The following is a 19,304-nucleotide window of genomic DNA, read 5'->3' on the forward strand; positions in this document are numbered from 1 at the left end:
AGTGCGCAAGACGCAGGCGGAGAACTTAGAGCGCCTGGTGCGGCGCTTGGAGGCGCAAAGCCAGACCAAGCTCAGTACATCGGCGGCCAGTTTGTCGAGTGTGAGTGGCGATGCGGTGGCGCAGTTGCGTGTGCAAGCCGAGGCGCAGGCTCAAAAGCAGGCGTTGGATCGTTTGCGCAACCTCAAGCCGACGGGGCGGATCATGCTCGGGTTGGCGGATGATCAATCCACTGCAGATGCGTTGCCAGTGTTGAAGCTTGAAAACCAGGATCGACTGGTTGTGCCTGCCCGGCCTGACTTTGTCCATGTGCTGGGATCGGTCAACACGGAGTCTTCATTGATCTGGCAGCCGGGGCGAACGGTTCAAAATTATCTGGACTTGGCTGGTTTGACCAGTGGGGCTGACAAGGATGAGTTGTTCATCATTAGGGCCGATGGCAGTGTTTTGTCGGATGCCGACCATTGGTTCAATCGAATCACGAGCACCAAGGTACTGGCGGGAGATTTGATTGTGTTGCCGGAGAAGACGGACCATGAAAGTGGCTGGAGTGTGTTCACCCGCAATGCGAAGGACGTCACCCAGATCATCTATCAGTTCAGCCTTGGCGCGGCGGCCATCAAGACCTTGCGCGAATGAGGTCGGACATGAATCAGAACGCACGAGAAGACCACCACGACGATGCGGTCGAGTTCAGTTTGATGGATTTGATCGAGACCGCAGCGTCTCACTGGCGCTTGCTGATCGCGGCCCCCATCGTGGCGGGCCTGCTGGCACTGGGCATCACCTTCTTCATCAAGCCAACTTTCACCGCGACGACGAAGTTCCTGCCACCACAACAGCAGCAAAGCAGCGCCGCCGCCATGTTGCAGAACCTGGGGGCACTGGGCGGCTTTGCGGGCGCGGCTGCTTCAGGCTTGAAAAACCCGGCGGACCAGTACATCGCCTTCCTGAAAAGCCGAAGCGTGCAGGACGCGCTGGTCAAGCGTTTTCAGCTACAGGCCCGCTACGAGGTAGAGCTGAAGGGGGACGCGGTCCTGGTGTTGGGCGGCAAGACCCGCATCAGCAGCGGCAAGGATGGCTTAATCACCATCGAGGTCGACGACAAGGAGCCCGCTTTCGCTGCACAACTTGCCAATGCGCATGTCGAGGAACTGGGCCGATTGCTTTCGCGTCTGGCGATCACCGAAGCCCAGCAGCGCAGGGTGTTCTTTGAAAAACAACTGCAACAGACCAAGGGCAATCTGAGCAAGGCGGAATTGGACCTCAAGACCTCCGGCATGAATGCTTCGGCCCTGAAGTCCAGTCCTGCAGCCGCCGTGGCCGCCCTGGCTCAATTGCAAGCCCAGATCACTGCACAGGAAGTTAAGCTGGCCAGCATGCGTGACTATCTGACCGAGTCCGCACCGGCCTTCAAACAAGCGCAAACCGAACTGCTGGCGCTCAAGGCGCAAGGCGCCAAAACGGCCCAGTCAAGCGAGCAACCGGAAAGCGGCGACGCCGACTATGTGGCCAGGTACCGCGAGGTGAAGTACCAAGAAAACCTTTTCGAGCTGTTTGCCCGGCAATTCGAATTGGCCAAGGTCGATGAATCAAAGGAAGGCGCGAACGTTCAAGTGGTCGATGCAGCGCAGCCCCCTGAACGCAAGAGCAAACCCAGGAAGGCCTTGATCGCTGCCGTGACGGCGCTGATCGCGGGCTTCCTGACCCTGATTTTTGTCCTGGCCAGGGAAGCTTTTCGCAGTTCGGGGCGCGACCTTGCCCGCCGGCCTGATCTGGCCTAGTTGGAGTTTCCTCATGATGCGTTCCCGATCGCTCCGGCTTGCCATCATCCTGTTTGCCTGCCCCTTGGCAGCTCATGCCTATGTAGACCCGGGTTCCGGCATGCTGATGATCCAGGGCCTGCTGGCATTGATTGGTGCGGTGGTGGTGTTCGTGCGCAACCCCATCACGGCCATCAAGGCCCTGATTGCCCGCTTCAAGAAGAAATGAGGGACCCCGCTGGCTTCGTGCAGGTCACCCAGGATTCTGTTTCAAGGCACGCCTACGCGCCTTTGCCGGAGCCTCATTTCCTCGATTCGTGTATTGCCCGTGCGCTCGTGGCGCAAGGGCGGCTGACGCCGTTCGAGTTTGAATCGCGGACCTTGCTGCATGCGCGCAAGTTGCCCTTCGTCAGCTATCCGTGGGAATGGACGCATGGGCAGTTCCTGGCGGCCGCATCGGCCACGCTCGATGTGGCCGAAGAGGCTTTGCAGCAGGGGCACGAGCTCAAGGATGCCTCCGCCTTCAATGTGATCTTTGCCGGCGCGCAAGCCGAGTTCTGCGACCACTTTTCCTTCCAGCCCATCGGACGGCGCGAGTGGTGGGCTTACGGGCAATTCGCGAGACACTTCCTGTTTCCCCTGGCTGTGGCACGGCATGCGGGCCAGGAAGCCGCCGATGTCTTCAAGGCGAACCTGGATGGCCTGAGCCTTCAGCAGGCGAGTGCCCAATTGGGCTGGCGTCGCTTTGGGCATCGTATCGGTTTGGCCTTTTTGCAGGGCACTGAGCGGACCTCCCGGCGCTCTTCAGGGGCCATGGCATCGTTTCCCAAGGGCAGCCCATCGCTTCACAAAGGGGTTTTCCAGTTCTTGCGCTGGCAGCTGGCCGGCCTGGATCGGCCGGTGCAGGCATCCGTCTGGGTCGATTACGAAACCACGCGCGCGCACTACACCCAAAGTGCGATCACGCACAAGCGCGGCACCGTGGCGCGGTGGTTGCAGCAGATCTCTCCGAGTTGGGTGGCAGATCTGGGATGCAACCAGGGTGAGTTCTCCTTGCTGGCTGCCGAGCTTGCCGACGGTGTCATCGCGGTCGATGCCGATGCATCCTCGGTGGAAGGCTTGCGGCGTGGCCTCCAGGCTCAGTCCAAGATCTACACGGCCTGTGCGGTGCTCGATGACCTGAGCGCCGGGCGAGGCTGGCTGGGTGGCGAATACAGCGGGCTGGTCGAGCGCATCCACAGCCGCGCAACGCTGGTCATGGCCCTGGCGCTCATCCATCACATGGCCATTGGGCGCGGCATCCCCTTGCCCGAAGTCGCCACCTTGATGGCGCGCTGCACGAAGCGCTTCCTGATTGTCGAGATGCTGGAACCTCGGGACCCGATGGTCGCTGAACTGCTGGCCAACCGCGATCGCGACGACGCTGATGCTTTCTCGCTGGATGCCCAGAGGGCCGCATTCGCCCAGCACTTTCGCCTAATCGAAGAGGTTCAGGTTGAAGGGGCAGGGCGTTGGCTCGCATTGATGGAAAAGCATGAATCGAACTGAATCGCCAGGTAGCCGATGGCATCTGTTTGCAGAAGCATGTTTCATTGCGCTGCTGGTGGTTCTTTCTCGCGTCGATTGGATTTTGAGCTCGCTCTACCATTCGGCCCATGCTCCCACGGCGGTTGCTGGGGCCGTCTCTTTGCTGTTTGTGGGCTTGGCAGGCGCTTTGTATTTGGCAGCCCTGCTTGTGCCGCGAGCCTGGTCGGGGCAGGTGCTGCGGGCATCGGTGGTCATGGTGGCCATCTACGTACTTCAAGCCGCGCTGCGCGAGTTGCCTTTCATGCCGCTGACGCTCACGGTGACGCACAAGGTCGTCGCCATTGTGTTGAGCGCAGCTGTGGCCGCCCTCATGGCGCTTCGCATGGGCGACGCGCTATGGTTGCGCACCCGCTGGGCCCTGATTGCTGCGTGCGTGGTCTATGCCTTGTCGCCGCTGATCCTGGTGCAGTTCACTGCGCCGAAAGTGACTGTTCAGGTGCCGCCCACCCTTGTCAACCGTCCTACCGTGTTCCTGGTTCTGGATGAATTGAACGCCAATGCCGCCCAGCCTTTGATCCAGGCGCTGAAAGCTGCAGGGGCCAAGGTTGATGCTTCAGTGGTCGCGGCCGTGGGTGCCAACACCATCACCGTGCTGCCTGAGATGCTGGGGGCCGGTCACCTACCCACGGCAAAAGTCTGCAGCCCCAGTGCTGTGTGCGATGCCCGCGGGCAATTCGATTTCAGACAATTGACTTTCGCACCTTCTCAACATTTCCACGTTGTCGGGTTTTTCCATCCGTATTGCGAGGCGCAAGGGTGGAGCAGCTGCGAACGGTTTGGTGTTCCAAGCGTGGGGGCCGTCAAAAGCCTCCTGTGCACCTTCACCCGGGTCCTGCCCATGGCCTCATCGGACAGCGCCTGTGAGTGGATGTCTCCTGCTCGCTGGCTGGTTTTCAGAGAGCAGGTCACCTCGGCAGTTCTGGCATCCAGTTTTTGGTCTACGGGCGGGGTCTTGTTCGCTCATGTCCCACTGCCCCATCCTCCGGGTGTTGATGAGGGCACGTCTCTTGAGTTTGACTACGAGAAAAACGTAGCCCAGGCGGCGATATTCGTGGCCCAGGTCTGGGCCAAGGGGCAACAATCGTACGGCGATGGATTCCAACTCGTGATCACATCAGACCACCCTCTGCGCCCTGAGTTGTGGTGCCGGCAGGCCAAGTACCGCGACGCAGGCTGCCAGGTGCCTGTCAATTCTCAGCCCAAGCAGGTTCCCTTCGTCGTGGCAAGCTCCAGGTCGAACACCTATCCAATACCTTCGTCCAATGGCGAGATTTTTGAGACACACCGTGAGAGATAGCGCCGTGGATGAGGCTCGCATCGAGCTCACCAGTCATCAGCCCAAGAGTCTGTGGAAAACACTGGGGCGTTTGTTGCCCATGTGCTTTTTGCTGCCATTTCAATTGCTGCGCCATGGGCGCAATGGCCTGTATTTCCGCCATCCGTCCTCCACCGTCAATGGCCGTGTTTCCTTCGGACGATTTTGCGAAGTGGGCGCCCATGTTTTCATGAATGCCGGACCTGACGGCATTCGCATTGGCCGGTTCAGCCAGATCAACCCGCTCACATCCATCGTGGGCAACGTGCACATTGGCGATCGTGTCCTAATTGCGCCGTCTTGTTCTTTGGCCGCAGGCGGACACCGGTTCGGCAAGGGAATCCAGCCCCGGTTCTCTGGAGGTTCTGCCCCGCAAAGCATTCACATAGAAGACGATGTCTGGTTGGGCGCCAGTGTCGTCGTGGTCGGCAACATCACCATAGGCCATGGATCAGTGATCGCGGCAGGGGTGACGCTTGATCGCGATGTGCCTCCCCATACCCTGGTGCGTCGCGGCACGCAGGCCTTTGTATTTGAGCCTCTGCGCTGACCTCGCCATGTTTCGCCTCTTTTTACTGACCTTGCTGTCGTCATGGGTGGTCAATCCACTCGGCATTGCTGTGGCGCATCACTTTGGTGTGGCCAACACATCCACCGTGGTGCTGCTTTTGTTGGGGGCGGGTGCCTGTGGGCCATTCCAGCTCTTCATGAATGAATGCCTGGCTGCCGGAGCCGAGCGCAGGCAGTTTCAAGCGACGTCGGCACAGCTTGCATTGGTGCTCGTGATCCAGTCGCTTGCATATGGTCTTTCAGTGGCGAAGCTGTCATCACTGAACTTTCACATGCTTGAAATCATCGTGTTGGGGGTCTTCCTGGCGGTATCGACGTTGTTGTCATACCGCATTTCAATGGTCTATTACGGCTTGGTGATCAGACGTTTGGTCTCCACATCCATGGCAATCCTGATTGGCGCCATCCCCGGTTTGATTTCACTCGCTGTGTACCTGGGCTACTGTCTCTCTCACCGCTTATTGCCCAATCTGTCTAGCGAGTTTCTGTTGCTTGTCAGCATTCTTCCAGCCCTTGCTCAATGGGCGATTGTCAAGGCCATGGCGCAAGATGCTCCTGCCAACATCGAGATTGAGCGCCCCACTTTGGATACCCCTCGTGTCGCCAATTTTGCGTTGATCACCATGATCGGGACACTTGCCATGTTGACCATGGCGGGATCGGTGCTGCGGGAGAGCATAGCGATCCGCAGTTTGAACCATGTGGCATTGGTTTTGGTCGGACTTAATTCATTGGTGAGCTTGGCCAACATGGTCACACGCAGCCAATTCCTGTCGCGCGCCCGTGATGCCCGGCCATTCGCGCTAAAAGGCGCAATTGTTGGATGCGCGCTGCTAGCCCTGGTACTCTGGGCGTTTAATGTCACCTTTGCCTTGTTCGCCGCCTTGGCTTCGACCCAACTCTGCATCGTGGCAGCCGTGGAGTTCGGGCGCACCCTTCGAACAGTTCCTGCCGTCCAGTTGTCATCTGATCAGCCACCCCATTCTCGGACCTCGCCATGATTCATGTTCGCCTCGCAGGGGGGCTTGGCAACCAACTTTTCCAGCTGGCCGCGGCGGCGCTGGTGGATCCCACTGGGCAAGCATGCATCATTCCGCATGCTGCAGCTTTGGGTCGATATTCTGCTGCACGGCAACCGGATTCATTGAGGCTGTTGAGCGGTAGTTTCGGTTCGCCGAAAAGTGATTCCCCGTGGCAAAAAGCCTGGAATTGGCTGATTGAATCAGGGCGAGCGGGGCGTTGGCTCATGGGGATTGGTATTGGCGATCTCGCATCTATTCAAAACTTGTCGTTTGGCAGTCGATGTAATGTCGCGATTTTGGATGGTTACTTTCAAAAAGGTTGGACTGACGCCAGAATGGCTGATGCAATCGCAAGACTGTGTCCACTTAAGCCCCTGGCTCATGCCTCTTCAAGAGTCGAAATCGATGAATGTGTCGTGCACATAAGGGGTGGAGATTTCCTCAAGCTTCCAGCTTACCAAGTGGCGACCGATTTATATTATAGATCGGCGATTCAAAAGGCAAAAAAAACGGGATATAACCGTTTTGCGGTAATCACTGACGATCAGGAATATGCCAAGCGATTTTTAGAAAAACTATCCGAAGAATTATCTGAAGGCATGGTGCGGATTGTTGATTCATCCGCTGACGCACTAAGCGATTTCGATGCTCTTCGCGCGGCGTCTGCACGCATCATCAGCAACAGTACCTTTGCATGGTGGGCAGCTGCCTTGGATCTAAAAAAATCGCACACATGGAGTCCGACTCAATTTACGCGTGACGAAATAAGGGATTATTTCCTGCCTTGGGAAATTCCAATTGCTAGCGCAGGACTATTGAATTCTTGATTGACTAGATAAGAAATCAAAATGAAATTGCTACGTTGGATTTACCAAAATAACAGGGTGACTGTGACCATATCGACATTGGTTGCAATGATTTTTTTATATGCTTTTTTTGTCTATGTGATTCCTACTTTGTCGGGTCAATCCATCGTTGGTTCTTATGATGCATTCACATATGCTTTCAACATGGAAGAGGATCGTGAAATGGCACGAGAACTTCAGCCATTTCTAGGGGCCTATCCTGGCGGGCTTTCAAAATCAGTCCTACCAATTTATGCAATGGTTTTGCATCTTGCATTGATGGCTTTGCCCTTGCAATTGATTCGAAAATCGGAAGGCAGAAATACGCTATTAGCTTTGCTTGGGGCGTTAATGATTCCTGAGTCGGCAATATTTCTAGGGGCTGTTTCCAAGGAAGGCTTGGCCATCGTCGCGGTCGTAGCGGCGTTGGCTGGGCAAGCCGCGTTTTTTGATGGGCGAACCAAAAGTGCGTTTTTGTTGAGTGTCTATGCGATTGCGTTAGCGCAATATTCTCGGCCGGGGTTTGGCTTTCCCTTCGGCGTGGCCGTATTGGCAGCTTATTTTCCTTGCCTGCGAATGAAAACACGCTATCAAATAGTCGTGACAGCAGTCGTTGCGTTATTTTTTGTAGTATGGTCTATACTCGCAGGTCCATTCGAAGAACGCTTCACCGAAGCTTATCAGATTGCACAAACGTTTTTGGTGTGGTTTGAAGAGAATATGGGGAGTGAATCGCCAATAAAGAGTGCGGTGCGCTATTTTTTCAGTTTGGCTTTTGGAAGTGATTCACCTACATTGTTGACGCTTGCGTTGATTGCAGTCATGGCTGTTTTAAAAGCAGTGGTTTATTTCTTTGCCATTCCTTTGGTTTCCCTTGCTGATTTCACTGACATGCCGGCTCAAACTTGGGCGTTGACTTGGCAATTTGCATGTTCCATGTCCACGTTCGTGATGGTGGTGGGGGTATATCGCGTATATCGAAGCAAGCTTGAACTCACGCTTCGAGATAAGTCTCGGCTCTGGTTTGGGTTTTCACTCATTTTTCTGATTTCGATATCTACCGCCATTTTCCATGTCCGTTATCGTGCGCCGGCGGTGGTGGTGGTAGTATTTGCATTGTGGGCCATTCGCTCGCCCAGTTGGGTTTTGTTTTTCATGACGGTGCCTGCATTGGGCGCTTCATTCTGGGCCATTTTGACCACCTTATCAGATTTGTATTTGAACTAGATTTCAATAAAAAATTATGTTGGATAAAAATGTATCAATGGCTTAAAAATCGACTAAGCAATGAACCATTTAGGCGTTCGTTTGTCCAACATCAGTTGGAATCGCTTCCTGCGGCCACCTTGCTTCTGGACGCCGGCTGTGGGAGTCAGCAGTATCGTGAGTTTTGCGGGCATCTGGATTACCGGGCGCAGGACTTTGGCCAGTACACGTCAGACATCAGCAAAGGTTTTGCATCCGAATTGGGGGGCAAAGATGGCTACAAATATGGAAAACTTGATTACATAGGTGATATTTGGAATATCAGCGAGCGTGATCAGACTTTTGATGCCATCCTGTGCACCGAAGTTTTTGAGCACATTCCTTTTCCAACTGAAACAATCAGGGAGTTCTCTAGGCTGATGAAACCTAAAGGCCGCCTCATCCTGACGCTGCCCTCGAACTGTCTGCGGCATATGGATCCTTATTTTTTCTACTCAGGATTTACAAATCGATATTTGGAAAAATTTCTCACAGAATCTGGTTTTCAAATTGATTCACTGGAGCCTGTAGGGGATTATTATTCGTGGATTGCCGCAGAGTTGGCCCGCACGATGAAAACACATTCCATTTTTGCTGCTGTTTTATTGGCGCCTGCGCTGCTTTGGTTCATGTTCAAGAAAAAGACATTCGTCTCCACAAATACCTTGTGTATGGGGTATCACGTTGTGGCCACCAAGAAATCTGATACCCGATAAGTAATTTGTATGACACCTTCTTCTCATTCTGTTTCTGTCGTGGCCGGTGGCGCTGGCTTCATCGGGGCCACCCTGTGTGGTCGTTTGCTTGACGAAGGAAAGGTCGTCGTTGCCGTCGATAATTTTTCGCGCGGGCAACGTGACTATTTGAGTGGCGTGGGTGCAGATGAACGTTTTCATCTTGTCCAAGCAGATCTGGCCGTTCGCGAACAGACGGTGGCCGCCTTCAGCACCGCTGCGAGGTTCGGTCAGGTCATCGAGGTCTGGCACCTCGCCGCAAATTCAGACATCCCCGCCGGCGTCGCAGATGCGGACGTCGACTTGAAAGACACCTTTCTGACCACGGTGGAAATCCTCCGCGCCATGAAAGCCCATGCGGTGGGCGTGATCTACTTCGCGTCCAGTTCCGCCATCTATGGCGATCTGGGCGAAACCGAATTGCACGAGAGCATCGGCCCGCTGCTGCCCATCTCAAATTACGGTGCCATGAAGCTGGCCTCGGAAGCCTTGATCAGTGCGGCAGCCGAAAGCCATCTGAGCAAGGCCTGCCTGTTTCGTTTCCCGAACGTTGTGGGCGTGCCGGCCACCCATGGCGTGATCCTGGATTTCGTCAACAAACTGATAGCCTCGCCCGAAGTGCTCCACGTCCTGGGTGATGGCACGCAACAGAAGGCCTACCTGCATGTATCGGATCTGGTGTCCGCGATGCTCGCGATCCGGGCGCGGGATTTGACCACCAAGGTCGAAGTGGTCAACATCGGTCCCCTGGACCAAGGTGTGACGGTGAAATGGATTGCGGAGCAGGTCGTGGCGCGAGTCAGGCCCGGGGCAGCCATCCAGTTCGGCTCCGGCAACAAAGGATGGGTGGGCGATGTGCCGAAGTTCAACTATTCAACCGCCAAATTGCAAAGCTACGGCTGGCAGCCCGTGCTGGGCTCTGTCCAGGCCATTCAACGCGCGGTCGACGAGGTCGCCCTGCAACGCCAGCAATGACCATGAAGCCCCGTGTCTCATTCATCGTGCCTTCGTTCAATGAAACGCCTGAAGTCATCAGCGAGAGCTTGCGCAGTGTGGCCAAGCAGACCTTTACCGATTTCGAGTGCATCGTGGTTGACGAGAGCACTGATCCGGCGCGGGCGCAGGCCTGTGAACGCCTTTGCAATGAAGATCCGCGGTTCATCTACGTGAAACCGAAAGAGCGCCTTGGGTTAGCCGCAAGCCTGAACCTTGCCCTTGGCATGGCCCGTGCCGATTGGGTGGCGAGGTTCGATTCGGACGACGTGTGCCTGCCCGAGCGCATCGCCTTGCAAATGGCCTTTCTGGCTGAGCACCCCGAGGTGGATGTGCTGGGTGGCGGGCTTGAAATCATCGACGAAGCCGGCAAAAACCTGGCCTTCCGCGACTACCCGGTCGAGCATGACGTCATCGCCCGCAAGTTGCAGTTCACCACCCCCTTGGCGCATCCCACCGTGATCTACAGGCGGCGGCTGGTGCTGGAAGCCGGAGGCTACGATCCAAGCTTTCGGTTCGCCGAAGACCTGGACCTCTGGTTGCGGCTGCTGAATCGGAAGGTCCGGTTTGCCAACCTTCCTTTGACGGTGGTACGTTACCGTCAGCAGCGCACAAGGCGCCAGAGTCAGCACTGGCGGTTCAACCTGAAGGCGCGCACCAAGAATTTCTCGGCGCAGATGTTGGTTCGCCGGTCGATCGGCATTGCAGTCATCGGATGCTGGAGCTTGCTGCCGGCACCGGCGCAGGAGTCGGTGTTCAAGCGCTTGCTGCTGCGGCGTGGATGACAGGCAAGACAAAAGCAGGTGTGAGATCCAATCAATGAGTAACCAAGTTGCCATCCTGGCCGGTGGAATGGGCACAAGGCTGAGCGCGCGTAGCGGCGGCCTGCCAAAGCCCATGGTGCCCGTCCTGGGCAAGCCTGTGCTTGAACATCAGATTTCCTTGTGCAAGGCACATGGATTCAGCCACATCGCATTGTTGCTTCATCATCAGTCGGATGCCATCCAGGCGTACTTTGGTGATGGTGCGCCCTGGGGCGTCGAGTTGACCTATGTCATCGAAACCGATGCCCGGGGCACCGCGGGTGCGCTGAGGGATGCGCTGGACCACCTGGACGAGCAGTTCCTGGTGTTGTACGCGGACACCTATGCCGACATCGACCTGGGAAAGATGTGGCGATCAGCCGTGGCGAGCGATGCCGCAGGCACCCTGCTGCTGCATCCCAACGATCACCCGCATGATTCCGATCTGGTCGAGATCGTCGGCGATGGCACCATTGCTGCGATCCGTCCCTACCCGCATCCAGAGGCGTCTTGCTACCCCAACTTGGTGAATGCAGCCTTGTACGTGCTGCGCAAAGCGCACCTCGTCGACTTGATTCCTGCCCAGGGCAAGCACGATCTGGCGAAGGACACGTTCAAGGCGATGCTGTCGCGGGGCTTGGCGCTCAATGCCTACATCACGCCGGAGTACATCAAGGACATGGGCACCCCCGCGCGCCTCGACAAGGTCGAAGGCGATCTGATCCGCGGTGTGCCCGAGCGACTGTCGGCGCGAAACCGCCGTCTGGCCGTGTTCCTGGACCGAGATGGCACATTGAATGAAGAGGTCAATTACCTGGCCAGCGCCGACCAGTTGGTCTTGTTGCCAGGCGTGTGTGAAGCCGTGCACAGGCTCAACCGGGCTGGCGTGTTGGCCGTTAGCGTCACCAATCAGCCGGTGCTTGCCCGCGGAGACGTGACATGGGAGGGCATGCAATTGATCCATGCCCGCCTGGATCAATTGCTGGGAAATGGGCACGCTTACCTTGACCGCCTGTACCTTTGCCCGCACCACCCAGATCAAGGCTTTCCTGGTGAAGTGCCTGAACTGAAGATGGTCTGTGACTGCCGCAAACCTGCGCCCGGTCTGCTTGACCAGGCCGTCAAGGAGTTGGAGATTGATCGCCGGCAATCGTGGATGGTGGGCGACACCACGGGCGACATCCTTGCGGGGCAGCGAGCTGGTGTGCGCACCATCTTGCTGAGAACGGGCCATGCCGGGCGTGACCACAAACACCCGGTTCAGGCGGACTATGTGTGCGACGACCTGCCTACCGCGGTCGACTGGATCCTCAATGGGCATGGCCAGTTGACGCGCAAGCTCATGCCCATCGTCGCCGACAACGGCAGCATGCGACTGATGCTGCTGGGCGGGCCGTCCCGTGTCGGCAAATCAATGGCGGCCCAGGTACTGAAAGAGCTGATGCAAGCCACGGGTCGAACCCCGCACATCATCCCGCTGGATGCCTGGTTGAAGCCTGCAGGCCTACGCCTTGAGGGTACGGGGGTTCTGGGCCGCTATGACATGGCCCTTGCCCTGGAAAGTCTCCTGCCCTTGTTGGGTACGGCCGGGCGCGCCACGCTGAATCTGCCCGTCTGGGATCGAAAGACATCGACCCAAGTGTCAAGCCGCCTGCTTTCCATTGGCCCCGAGGACCTTCTGATCGTTGAAGGTGTCCCAGCCTTGCTCGACCCGGAGTTGCGGAGGCTGACAGAATCCAGCATCCATCTGGACACGGCCCGGGATGTTCGGCAGCGACGTGTCCACTGGGAATACCAATGGCGAGGCGAGCAGGACGAGGACATCGCGAAGCGCATCGCCTCCCGTGAGCAGGACGAAGTGGCCCAGGTGCAGGAGGCTGCATCCCATGCCAAATACATGATCAATCTATAAGAGCGCCGGCATGATAGTAAGTAAAACACCGCTCAGGATGAGTTACGTCGGGGGTGGGAGCGATTTGCCTGCTTTTTACCGCGAGGAGTTGGGCGCGGTGTTGTCGACCTCGATCGACAAGTACATGTACATCTCGGTGAACCGTAAGTTCGACAATCGAATTCGCCTGAACTACAGTCGAACCGAGGAAGTCGATGTGCCTTCGCAGATCGAACATCCACTGGTGCGTGAGGCATTGGGTTTGCTCGAGATTAAAGGGGGCATTGAAATTGCCTCCACGGCCGATATCCCGTCCAAGGGATCCGGCCTGGGTTCTTCCAGCACCTACACGGTGGGCCTGTTGAATGCTTTGTATGCCTATAAAAACAGCTTTGTCTCGAAGGAAACGCTTGCAAGGCAGGCCTGCGAGATCGAGATCGTGCGCTGCGGCGAACCCATTGGAAAGCAGGATCAGTATGCGGCCGCCTATGGCGGCCTGAACCTGATCCGCTTTCACTCGGACGAGTCGGTGTCGGTCGATCCGGTGATTTGCAAGCCCAGCCTGCTTCGCACCCTGGAAGAGTCGACCCTGATTTTCTACACAGGGCGGACCCGGAGTGCGTCAGTCATCCTTGCCGAACAATCGAAAGCCCTGGTCGGCCGGGACCAGAAGATCCTGATGCGCAGGATGGTGCAGTTGGCCTTTGACATGAAGGCCGAGCTGGAGTCCGATTCTCTGGACGAATTCGGTGCCATGCTTGATGAGAACTGGCGTTTGAAGGCGCAGATCGTCAGCGGCATCACCGACCCTCAGATCAACGCGTGGTACCGGACGGGCATGGCGCATGGCGCCCAGGGTGGCAAGCTGCTCGGAGCGGGAAATGGGGGCTTCATGATGTTCTTTGCTCCGCCATCAACGCATGCGTCCATCATCCAAGTCCTGGGCGAATTGCGGTCAGTGAAGTTCCGATTCGATCGGGGCGGCGCTCAGATCGTCTACTACCAACCTGTGGAATGAACCCGATGTCATCCAATCTCGATTTCAGCATCAAAAACTACCTTGCGGCTCACGCAGAGCTGTCGCAAAAACTGGATCACGGCGCATTCCAAGGTGGTATCGACCTGATCAAACAGAAATTCCTCGCCGGAAAGAAAATCATCACCTGCGGGAACGGGGGGAGCGCTTCAACGGCATCCCACTACATCACCGACTGGAACAAGATGGCCAACTTGGCCACCGGCAAGAAATTTCGGGGCATTTCCCTGTGCGACAACGTTGGGCTGATCACCGCTTACGGCAACGATATTTCCTACGATCACGTGTTTACCGGGCAATTGGCGGCCATTGCAGACGAGGGCGATTTGCTGGTGGCCATAAGTGGAAGTGGCAATTCGCCCAATGTGCTTCGGGCAGTTGAACACGCTAATGCCTCTGGTGTGCACACCTTGGCCATTGTTGGCTATGACGGTGGCAAGCTCATGCCCTTGGCCAGGCACAGCGTGCTGGTGCCTTCGTTCGACATGCAGCTTTGCGAAGACGTGCACTTGATGTTCGGTCACATGGTCATGAAGACCTTGTGTGCAAGCACTATCTTGAAGTGAAGCAGCCGGAGGGGCTGCTCAAACATTATCTGCTGAGGGTGCCGGTCATCGGCAGGGCCTGTTCATTCAGCGTCTTGCCTGGATGGGCAAACCAATACAAGCACCCATAGGTCATGGCAAACCACAAGGCGCCCGCGACCATTTCCGAGTCGGAAGGTCTGTGGGTTAGCACCAATGCCTGGCAGGTGATCACCAAAGTCCATATCAGCAAGCTGGTCAAGGCGTGTTCTTTGTGAGAGGCCGGTAGACCATTTTTCGGTGTCGACTTAAGGCGGTTCATCAAAACATGATGAAGGTGAACCTGGTCAGGTTGGCGACTGTCTGCCCGGCTAATGCGGCGACGCATCATCGAGAAAATCGTCTCCCATACCGGATACAGGCACATCAGCAGAACGGCCCACGTCGATACTTCCGGATTGCGGGCTAGGAGCAATACCGCGCATTCGGCCAACCAGAATCCAGCCAGATACGCCCCCCCATCGCCCAAGAATATCTTGCCGCCTGGAAAGTTGAGGACGATGAAGCCTGCCAAGGCTGCAATGCCCAGCATGCACAATTCAAATACGAAGATGTCATGGTGAAGCCAGGCCAAAACGCCCAGGCCTGACATCATCAGGATGACGCTTCCTGCTGCCAATCCATTGATGCCATCAATTATGTTCACCGCATTGGTCAAGCCACCCACGGCAAAACAGGTGAACAGGACCGCCACGGGTGCAAAGGTGATGAGGTAATTCAAGCCAGGCGTGTCGAGACGGGTCAGTTCTGCATTCAAGGACCATATGGCCAAGGCTGCGGAAGCAAAGGAGGCGTACAGCCTCGTTCGCACGCCCACCCGCTTGGTGAGATCTTCGATCAAGCCGGCCAAAAACGCCGGCAAACTGCACAACAGCAGCATGAGGATATGAGGTGCGAGGGGCTCGTTGACCCACAAGGCACCCAGCCCACCAACGAGCAAGGCCGAAAATACCGCAACGCCACCCACGCGGGGAACAGGCCGGAGGTGGATTTTCTGAACGCCCGTGAGGTCATGGTCCAACGATAGCCGGCCATGCCAACGCTGTGTCATGACCAACGCGATGCAGCCCAACAACGCCGTGGCAAAAACCGCCAACAGTACCAATACCCCCGGATTCCACATTTTTTATGTCCTGTTCTGAGCGCTCTCTGGACTGCAAGAGCAAGGGGAATTCTATTAAGGGTAAGTGACAAGTCGATAAATTTATTTACAGGCCGTCGTTATCCAGCAGATCTTCCGTCGTGGGCTTGACTTCAACCCGAAACTGCTCACTAGCCCAAGCCCCCAAATCAAACGCCTTGCACCCCTTGCAGCAAAACGGCCGATAGGGGTTGTCGGTGCGGTAAGGCACCATGTCACTACACGAGGGGCAGCGTACAAGGGGTTCACTCATGTCTTAACGGCGCTCAAGCGCAAAGGGTCAATTCAAAGCCCGCATCCATGTCGGAGGCGAGCTTCAGCTTACCCTCGATGTCCTGCCGCATCAAGCGAATGGCCACCATGAGACGATTGCCACTGATCTCCGGCACCAGCCCCATGCCAGGATCAATGCGCAAGCGCAGCAGCAAAAATGGCTTGTTCTCTTTCAGGCTCTGCTGATACGTGCCCGCAGGCGCCGCCACCATGTGCGGGTGCCCGGTGTCACGCAACAAACTGAGCATCAACTTCAGCGCCTCGGCCAGCGGGGTGAGGGTGGCCACCCACTGCTGCAAATCGGCTTGCCGCTTCTGGGCAGGTTCATGCTGCCACGCAAAGTATGAAGGCAGATCAAACTCGCAGGTGCCACCCGGAATACTGATGCGGCTGCGGATGCTCATCAACCAATCGTTGCTGGCCAAGGTTTGCCCGGCTTTGCCAGGCACTTGTTGCAAGGTGTGGTGGGTTTGCTCGATGCGGCCCAGCACTTGGTCCAGCACGGCTTCTTGAATCGCAGGGTTGCCGCGCCAGCCCATGAACTGGGATTTGAAGCGGTCCAGCTCTTTGAGCAGGTCAGCCTTGAGGTCGGCCCGCGAAGCCACGTCCATGATCTCGAAAATGGTGCCCAGCGCGTAGTGGTGGTCGGTCGGGTGCTCGCGCCACATCAGCAAAATCAGGCGGTTGAACAGATGTTCAAGCCGCAACATGGTGCGGATGCTTTCGTTGAAGGGATATTCGTACAGAATCAACGCGCCACCTGAGCTAAGTTGGGACAACACCAGCAGTCAAGCCTGATTGTTCCACAGGCGCCAGAGCTTCTTCACCTCTTGCCTTAATTCATCCAGGCTCAATCCATCATTGACGATCACGTGGTTGGCCACGGCCAGGCGCATCTCGCGCGTGGCTTGCTGCGCGATGACTTTTTCAACGGCCTCGCGCGTCCAGCCTGAGCGGGCCATCACGCGCGCAATTTGCGTGTCGACTGGGCAGTCCACCACCAGAACAGCGTCAACTTTTTGCGCCCACCTGGTGCCTGATTCGGCCAGCAAGGGCACGTCAAAAACGATGATCTGGTTGGCGCTGGCCCGGCCCGCATGCTGGTCGGCATGCTGGCCAATCAGTGGGTGCAAGATGCTTTCCAGCTGGATCAGGGCGCCAGGATCCGTGAAGGCCAATTCGCGCATGCGGGGGCGGTTCATGGCGCCATGGGCGTCCACAAAGGCAGGGCCAAATTGCTGCTGGATGTGCGCAATGGCGGCGCCGCCTGGGGCTGTGAGCGCGCGCGAGATGGCGTCCAGATCGACCAGGTGGGCGCCCAGGTTCACCAGCATCTGGGCCACGGTTGATTTGCCGCTGCCGATGCCGCCAGTCAGGCCGACCTTGCGGACTTTGATCAAGCCCAGCCCAGCCATCCCAGCACCCGTTGCGGCCCTGCCAGCATGACCACCAGGCCCGCGCCGCCCAGGAATGGGCCGTAGGGGATGTAGCGGCCCTCACGCAGCGTGCTGGACAGCTTCATGCCGATGCCCACGATGGCACCAATGATCGACGATGCCAGCACCACGGGCAGCACCATTTGCCAGCCCAGCCAGGCGCCCAGGGCGGCCAGCAGCTTGAAGTCGCCGTAGCCCATGCCCTCTTTGCCGGTGGCGAGCTTGAACAGCCAATATACCGACCACAGCGAGAGGTAGCCAACCACGGCGCCCCACACGGCTTCGCTCAAAGGCAAGGTCCAGCCCAGGGCGGCGGCGATCAAGCCGGCCCACAGCAGGGGCAGGGTCAGGTCGTCGGGCAGCAGGGTGGTGTCCCAATCAATGGCCGAGGCCGCCACCAGCACGGCCACAAACCCGCACCACAGCAAGGTGGTGGGCTGCGCGCCAAAACGCCAGCCACAGGCGGCGAACAAAAGTGCCGTGAGCAATTCGATCAAGGGGTAGCGCACCGAAATGCGCGTGCCGCAGGCGGAGCATTTGCCGCGCAAAACCAGCCAACTGACGAGGGGGATGTTTTCGTACCAGCGGATGGTGTGGCCGCAAGAGGGGCAGCGCGATGCGGGCTTGGACAGCGTCAGCGGTGCGGCGGCGTCCTCCTCTTTGGCGGGCAATTCCAGCATGGCCGCGCTGTCGGCGCGCCATTGGCGCTCCAGCATCAGTGGCATGCGGTGGATGACGACGTTCAGGAAGCTGCCGACACACAGGCCCAGCACGGCCAATCCCCACGGTGTCGTGAGGATGGCCAACAGTTCATGAAGCTGCATGGGCCTTTAGACCACCTGGCCAAGTTTGAAGATGGGCAGGTACATGGAGACCACGATGCCGCCAATGATGCCGCCCAGGATCACGATGATGAAAGGCTCCATCAGGCTGGACAGGGCCTTGACGGCCTCATCCACCTCTTCTTCGTAGAAGTCGGCGGCTTTGCCCAGCATGTGGTCCAGCGAGCCGGACTCTTCACCGATCGACGCCATCTGCAACACCATGACGGGGAACAGGTTGGCGGATTGCATCGACGTGGTCAAGCTGGTGCCGGTGGACACATCGCGCTGGATTTGCTCAGTGGCTTCGGCGAACACGGCGTTGCCTGCGGCGCCGCCCACGGAGTCAAGCGCTTCCACCAGCGGTACGCCCGCAGCGAACATGGTGGACAGGGTGCGCGTCCAGCGGGCCACGGCAGACTTGAACATCAGGTCGCCAAACACGGGCACCTTCAGCAGCAGGCGGTCCATGGTTTTTTGCATCTTTTCAGAACGCCGCCAGGTTTGCAGGAAGAAGTAAACGCTGCCGCCAATGGCGCCAAAAATGGCCCACCAGTATTTGACGAAGATCTCTGACATCGCCATCACGAACAAGGTGGGGGCGGGCAGTTCGGCGCCAAAAGAGGTGAACACTTCCTTGAACGCGGGGATCACAAAGATCATGATCACGGCCACCACCACGAACGCCACCACCAGCACGGCGATGGGGTAGGTCAGGGCCGACTTGATCTTTTGCTTGATCGCGATGGTTTTTTCCTGGTAGATGGCCAGGCGCTCCAGCAGGGCTTCCAAAATACCGGCGGCTTCACCGGCTTCCACCAAGTTGCAATACAGGGCGTCGAAATACAAAGGGTGCTTGCGGAACGCGGCCGACAAGCTGGTGCCGGTTTCGACATCCTGGCGGATGTCGTTGAGCAATTTGGTGACTCGTGGGTTTGTGCTGCCCCGGCCCACGATGTCGAATGATTGCAGCAAAGGCACACCTGCGCGCATCATGGTGGCCAGTTGGCGCGTGAAGATCGCGATGTCCCGTTGTTTGACAGAGCCCCCGCCTTTGGTGCGGCGCTTTTTGACCTTCTGCACCAGGATGCCTTGACGGCGCAGGGTGGCGCTGACCACCGCTTCGCCGGCCGAACGCATCTCGCCGCGCACCACCTTGCCGTTGCGGTCTTTGCCTTCCCATTCGAAAACAAATTCTTGTGCTTTAGAGGCGGTTGCCGTGGCCATGTGGGGAACTCCGAGGGCGC

The 19,304-nt window shown here is 57.4% G+C and carries 21 protein-coding genes; 15 read left to right on the top strand and 6 right to left on the bottom strand.

Annotated features, from left to right (window positions below; genetic code table 11):
• The 15 genes from H7225_RS10705 to H7225_RS10775 all read left to right on the top strand — a co-directional run.
• The coding region (locus tag H7225_RS10705) for a capsule biosynthesis GfcC family protein (protein ID WP_290661650.1) at nt 1-637 on the top strand (637 nt) is incomplete at its 5' end.
• 8 nt (nt 638-645) lie between these two features.
• Complete coding sequence (locus H7225_RS10710; protein ID WP_290661652.1) at nt 646-1,782, top strand: Wzz/FepE/Etk N-terminal domain-containing protein; 1,137 nt, start codon at nt 646-648, stop codon at nt 1,780-1,782.
• Between the two features lie 13 nt (nt 1,783-1,795).
• Entirely contained in the window at nt 1,796-1,990 is a 195-nt protein-coding gene (locus tag H7225_RS10715; RefSeq protein WP_290661654.1) for a hypothetical protein, read from the top strand.
• On the top strand, nt 1,987-3,309 hold the full coding sequence (locus H7225_RS10720) for a hypothetical protein (RefSeq protein ID WP_290661656.1): 1,323 nt from the start codon (nt 1,987-1,989) through the stop codon (nt 3,307-3,309). Before H7225_RS10715 ends, H7225_RS10720 begins: the two co-directional genes overlap by 4 nt.
• A complete protein-coding gene (locus tag H7225_RS10725) occupies nt 3,296-4,645 on the top strand; it encodes a hypothetical protein (protein ID WP_290661658.1) in 1,350 nt (449 codons plus the stop codon). Before H7225_RS10720 ends, H7225_RS10725 begins: the two co-directional genes overlap by 14 nt.
• Nucleotides 4,635-5,213, top strand: coding sequence for an acyltransferase (locus tag H7225_RS10730; protein ID WP_290661660.1), 579 nt, complete (start codon nt 4,635-4,637; stop codon nt 5,211-5,213). The genes H7225_RS10725 and H7225_RS10730 overlap by 11 nt, the downstream gene beginning before the upstream one ends.
• Before the next feature lie 7 nt (nt 5,214-5,220).
• A complete protein-coding gene (locus H7225_RS10735; protein ID WP_290661662.1) occupies nt 5,221-6,234 on the top strand; it encodes a hypothetical protein in 1,014 nt (337 codons plus the stop codon).
• A complete protein-coding gene (locus H7225_RS10740; protein ID WP_290661664.1) occupies nt 6,231-7,082 on the top strand; it encodes an alpha-1,2-fucosyltransferase in 852 nt (283 codons plus the stop codon). The genes H7225_RS10735 and H7225_RS10740 overlap by 4 nt, the downstream gene beginning before the upstream one ends.
• A 21-nt stretch (nt 7,083-7,103) precedes the next feature.
• Nucleotides 7,104-8,327 carry a hypothetical protein gene (locus H7225_RS10745; protein WP_290661666.1) on the top strand — a complete coding sequence of 408 codons (1,224 nt, stop codon included), beginning with the start codon at nt 7,104-7,106 and terminating at the stop codon, nt 8,325-8,327.
• 29 nt (nt 8,328-8,356) lie between these two features.
• Nucleotides 8,357-9,061 carry a class I SAM-dependent methyltransferase gene (locus H7225_RS10750; RefSeq protein ID WP_290661668.1) on the top strand — a complete coding sequence of 235 codons (705 nt, stop codon included), beginning with the start codon at nt 8,357-8,359 and terminating at the stop codon, nt 9,059-9,061.
• 9 nt (nt 9,062-9,070) lie between these two features.
• Nucleotides 9,071-10,054: an SDR family NAD(P)-dependent oxidoreductase gene (locus H7225_RS10755; protein WP_290661670.1), complete on the top strand. Its 984-nt coding sequence runs from the start codon at nt 9,071-9,073 to the stop codon at nt 10,052-10,054.
• A 2-nt stretch (nt 10,055-10,056) separates the two neighbouring features.
• Nucleotides 10,057-10,857, top strand: a complete 801-nt coding sequence (locus H7225_RS10760) for a glycosyltransferase (RefSeq protein WP_290661714.1) — start codon at nt 10,057-10,059, stop codon at nt 10,855-10,857.
• Between the two features lie 34 nt (nt 10,858-10,891).
• A complete protein-coding gene (locus H7225_RS10765; protein ID WP_290661672.1) occupies nt 10,892-12,787 on the top strand; it encodes an HAD-IIIA family hydrolase in 1,896 nt (631 codons plus the stop codon).
• Nucleotides 12,788-12,797: 10 nt separating this feature from the next.
• Nucleotides 12,798-13,784, top strand: a complete 987-nt coding sequence (locus H7225_RS10770; protein WP_290661674.1) for a GHMP kinase — start codon at nt 12,798-12,800, stop codon at nt 13,782-13,784.
• A 5-nt stretch (nt 13,785-13,789) separates the two neighbouring features.
• Nucleotides 13,790-14,368: an SIS domain-containing protein gene (locus H7225_RS10775; protein ID WP_290661676.1), complete on the top strand. Its 579-nt coding sequence runs from the start codon at nt 13,790-13,792 to the stop codon at nt 14,366-14,368.
• Nucleotides 14,369-14,393: 25 nt separating this feature from the next.
• On the opposite strand, the gene H7225_RS10780 is transcribed toward H7225_RS10775, so the two are convergent.
• The 6 genes from H7225_RS10780 to H7225_RS10805 all read right to left on the bottom strand — a co-directional run bounded on the left by H7225_RS10780 (nt 14,394) and on the right by H7225_RS10805 (nt 19,284).
• The gene (locus tag H7225_RS10780) at nt 14,394-15,509 is read right to left on the bottom strand and encodes a glycosyltransferase (protein ID WP_290661678.1); all 1,116 of its coding nucleotides are present in this window, start codon (nt 15,507-15,509) and stop codon (nt 14,394-14,396) included.
• An 85-nt stretch (nt 15,510-15,594) separates the two neighbouring features.
• A complete protein-coding gene (gene yacG / locus H7225_RS10785; protein ID WP_290661679.1) occupies nt 15,595-15,780 on the bottom strand; it encodes a DNA gyrase inhibitor YacG in 186 nt (61 codons plus the stop codon).
• A gap of 13 nt (nt 15,781-15,793) precedes the next feature.
• Nucleotides 15,794-16,552 (bottom strand): cell division protein ZapD, encoded by a 759-nt coding sequence (zapD, locus tag H7225_RS10790; protein WP_290661716.1) that lies wholly within the window; start codon nt 16,550-16,552, stop codon nt 15,794-15,796.
• Between the two features lie 36 nt (nt 16,553-16,588).
• The gene (gene coaE / locus H7225_RS10795; protein WP_290661681.1) at nt 16,589-17,215 is read right to left on the bottom strand and encodes a dephospho-CoA kinase; all 627 of its coding nucleotides are present in this window, start codon (nt 17,213-17,215) and stop codon (nt 16,589-16,591) included.
• A complete protein-coding gene (locus H7225_RS10800) occupies nt 17,197-18,060 on the bottom strand; it encodes an A24 family peptidase (RefSeq protein WP_290661683.1) in 864 nt (287 codons plus the stop codon). The genes coaE and H7225_RS10800 overlap by 19 nt, the downstream gene beginning before the upstream one ends.
• Before the next feature lie 6 nt (nt 18,061-18,066).
• Nucleotides 18,067-19,284 (bottom strand): type II secretion system F family protein, encoded by a 1,218-nt coding sequence (locus H7225_RS10805; RefSeq protein WP_290661685.1) that lies wholly within the window; start codon nt 19,282-19,284, stop codon nt 18,067-18,069.
• Nucleotides 19,285-19,304 lie beyond the last annotated feature (20 nt).

Source organism: Aquabacterium sp. (genome assembly GCF_014378415.1).
GTDB lineage: Bacteria > Pseudomonadota > Gammaproteobacteria > Burkholderiales > Burkholderiaceae_C > Aquabacterium.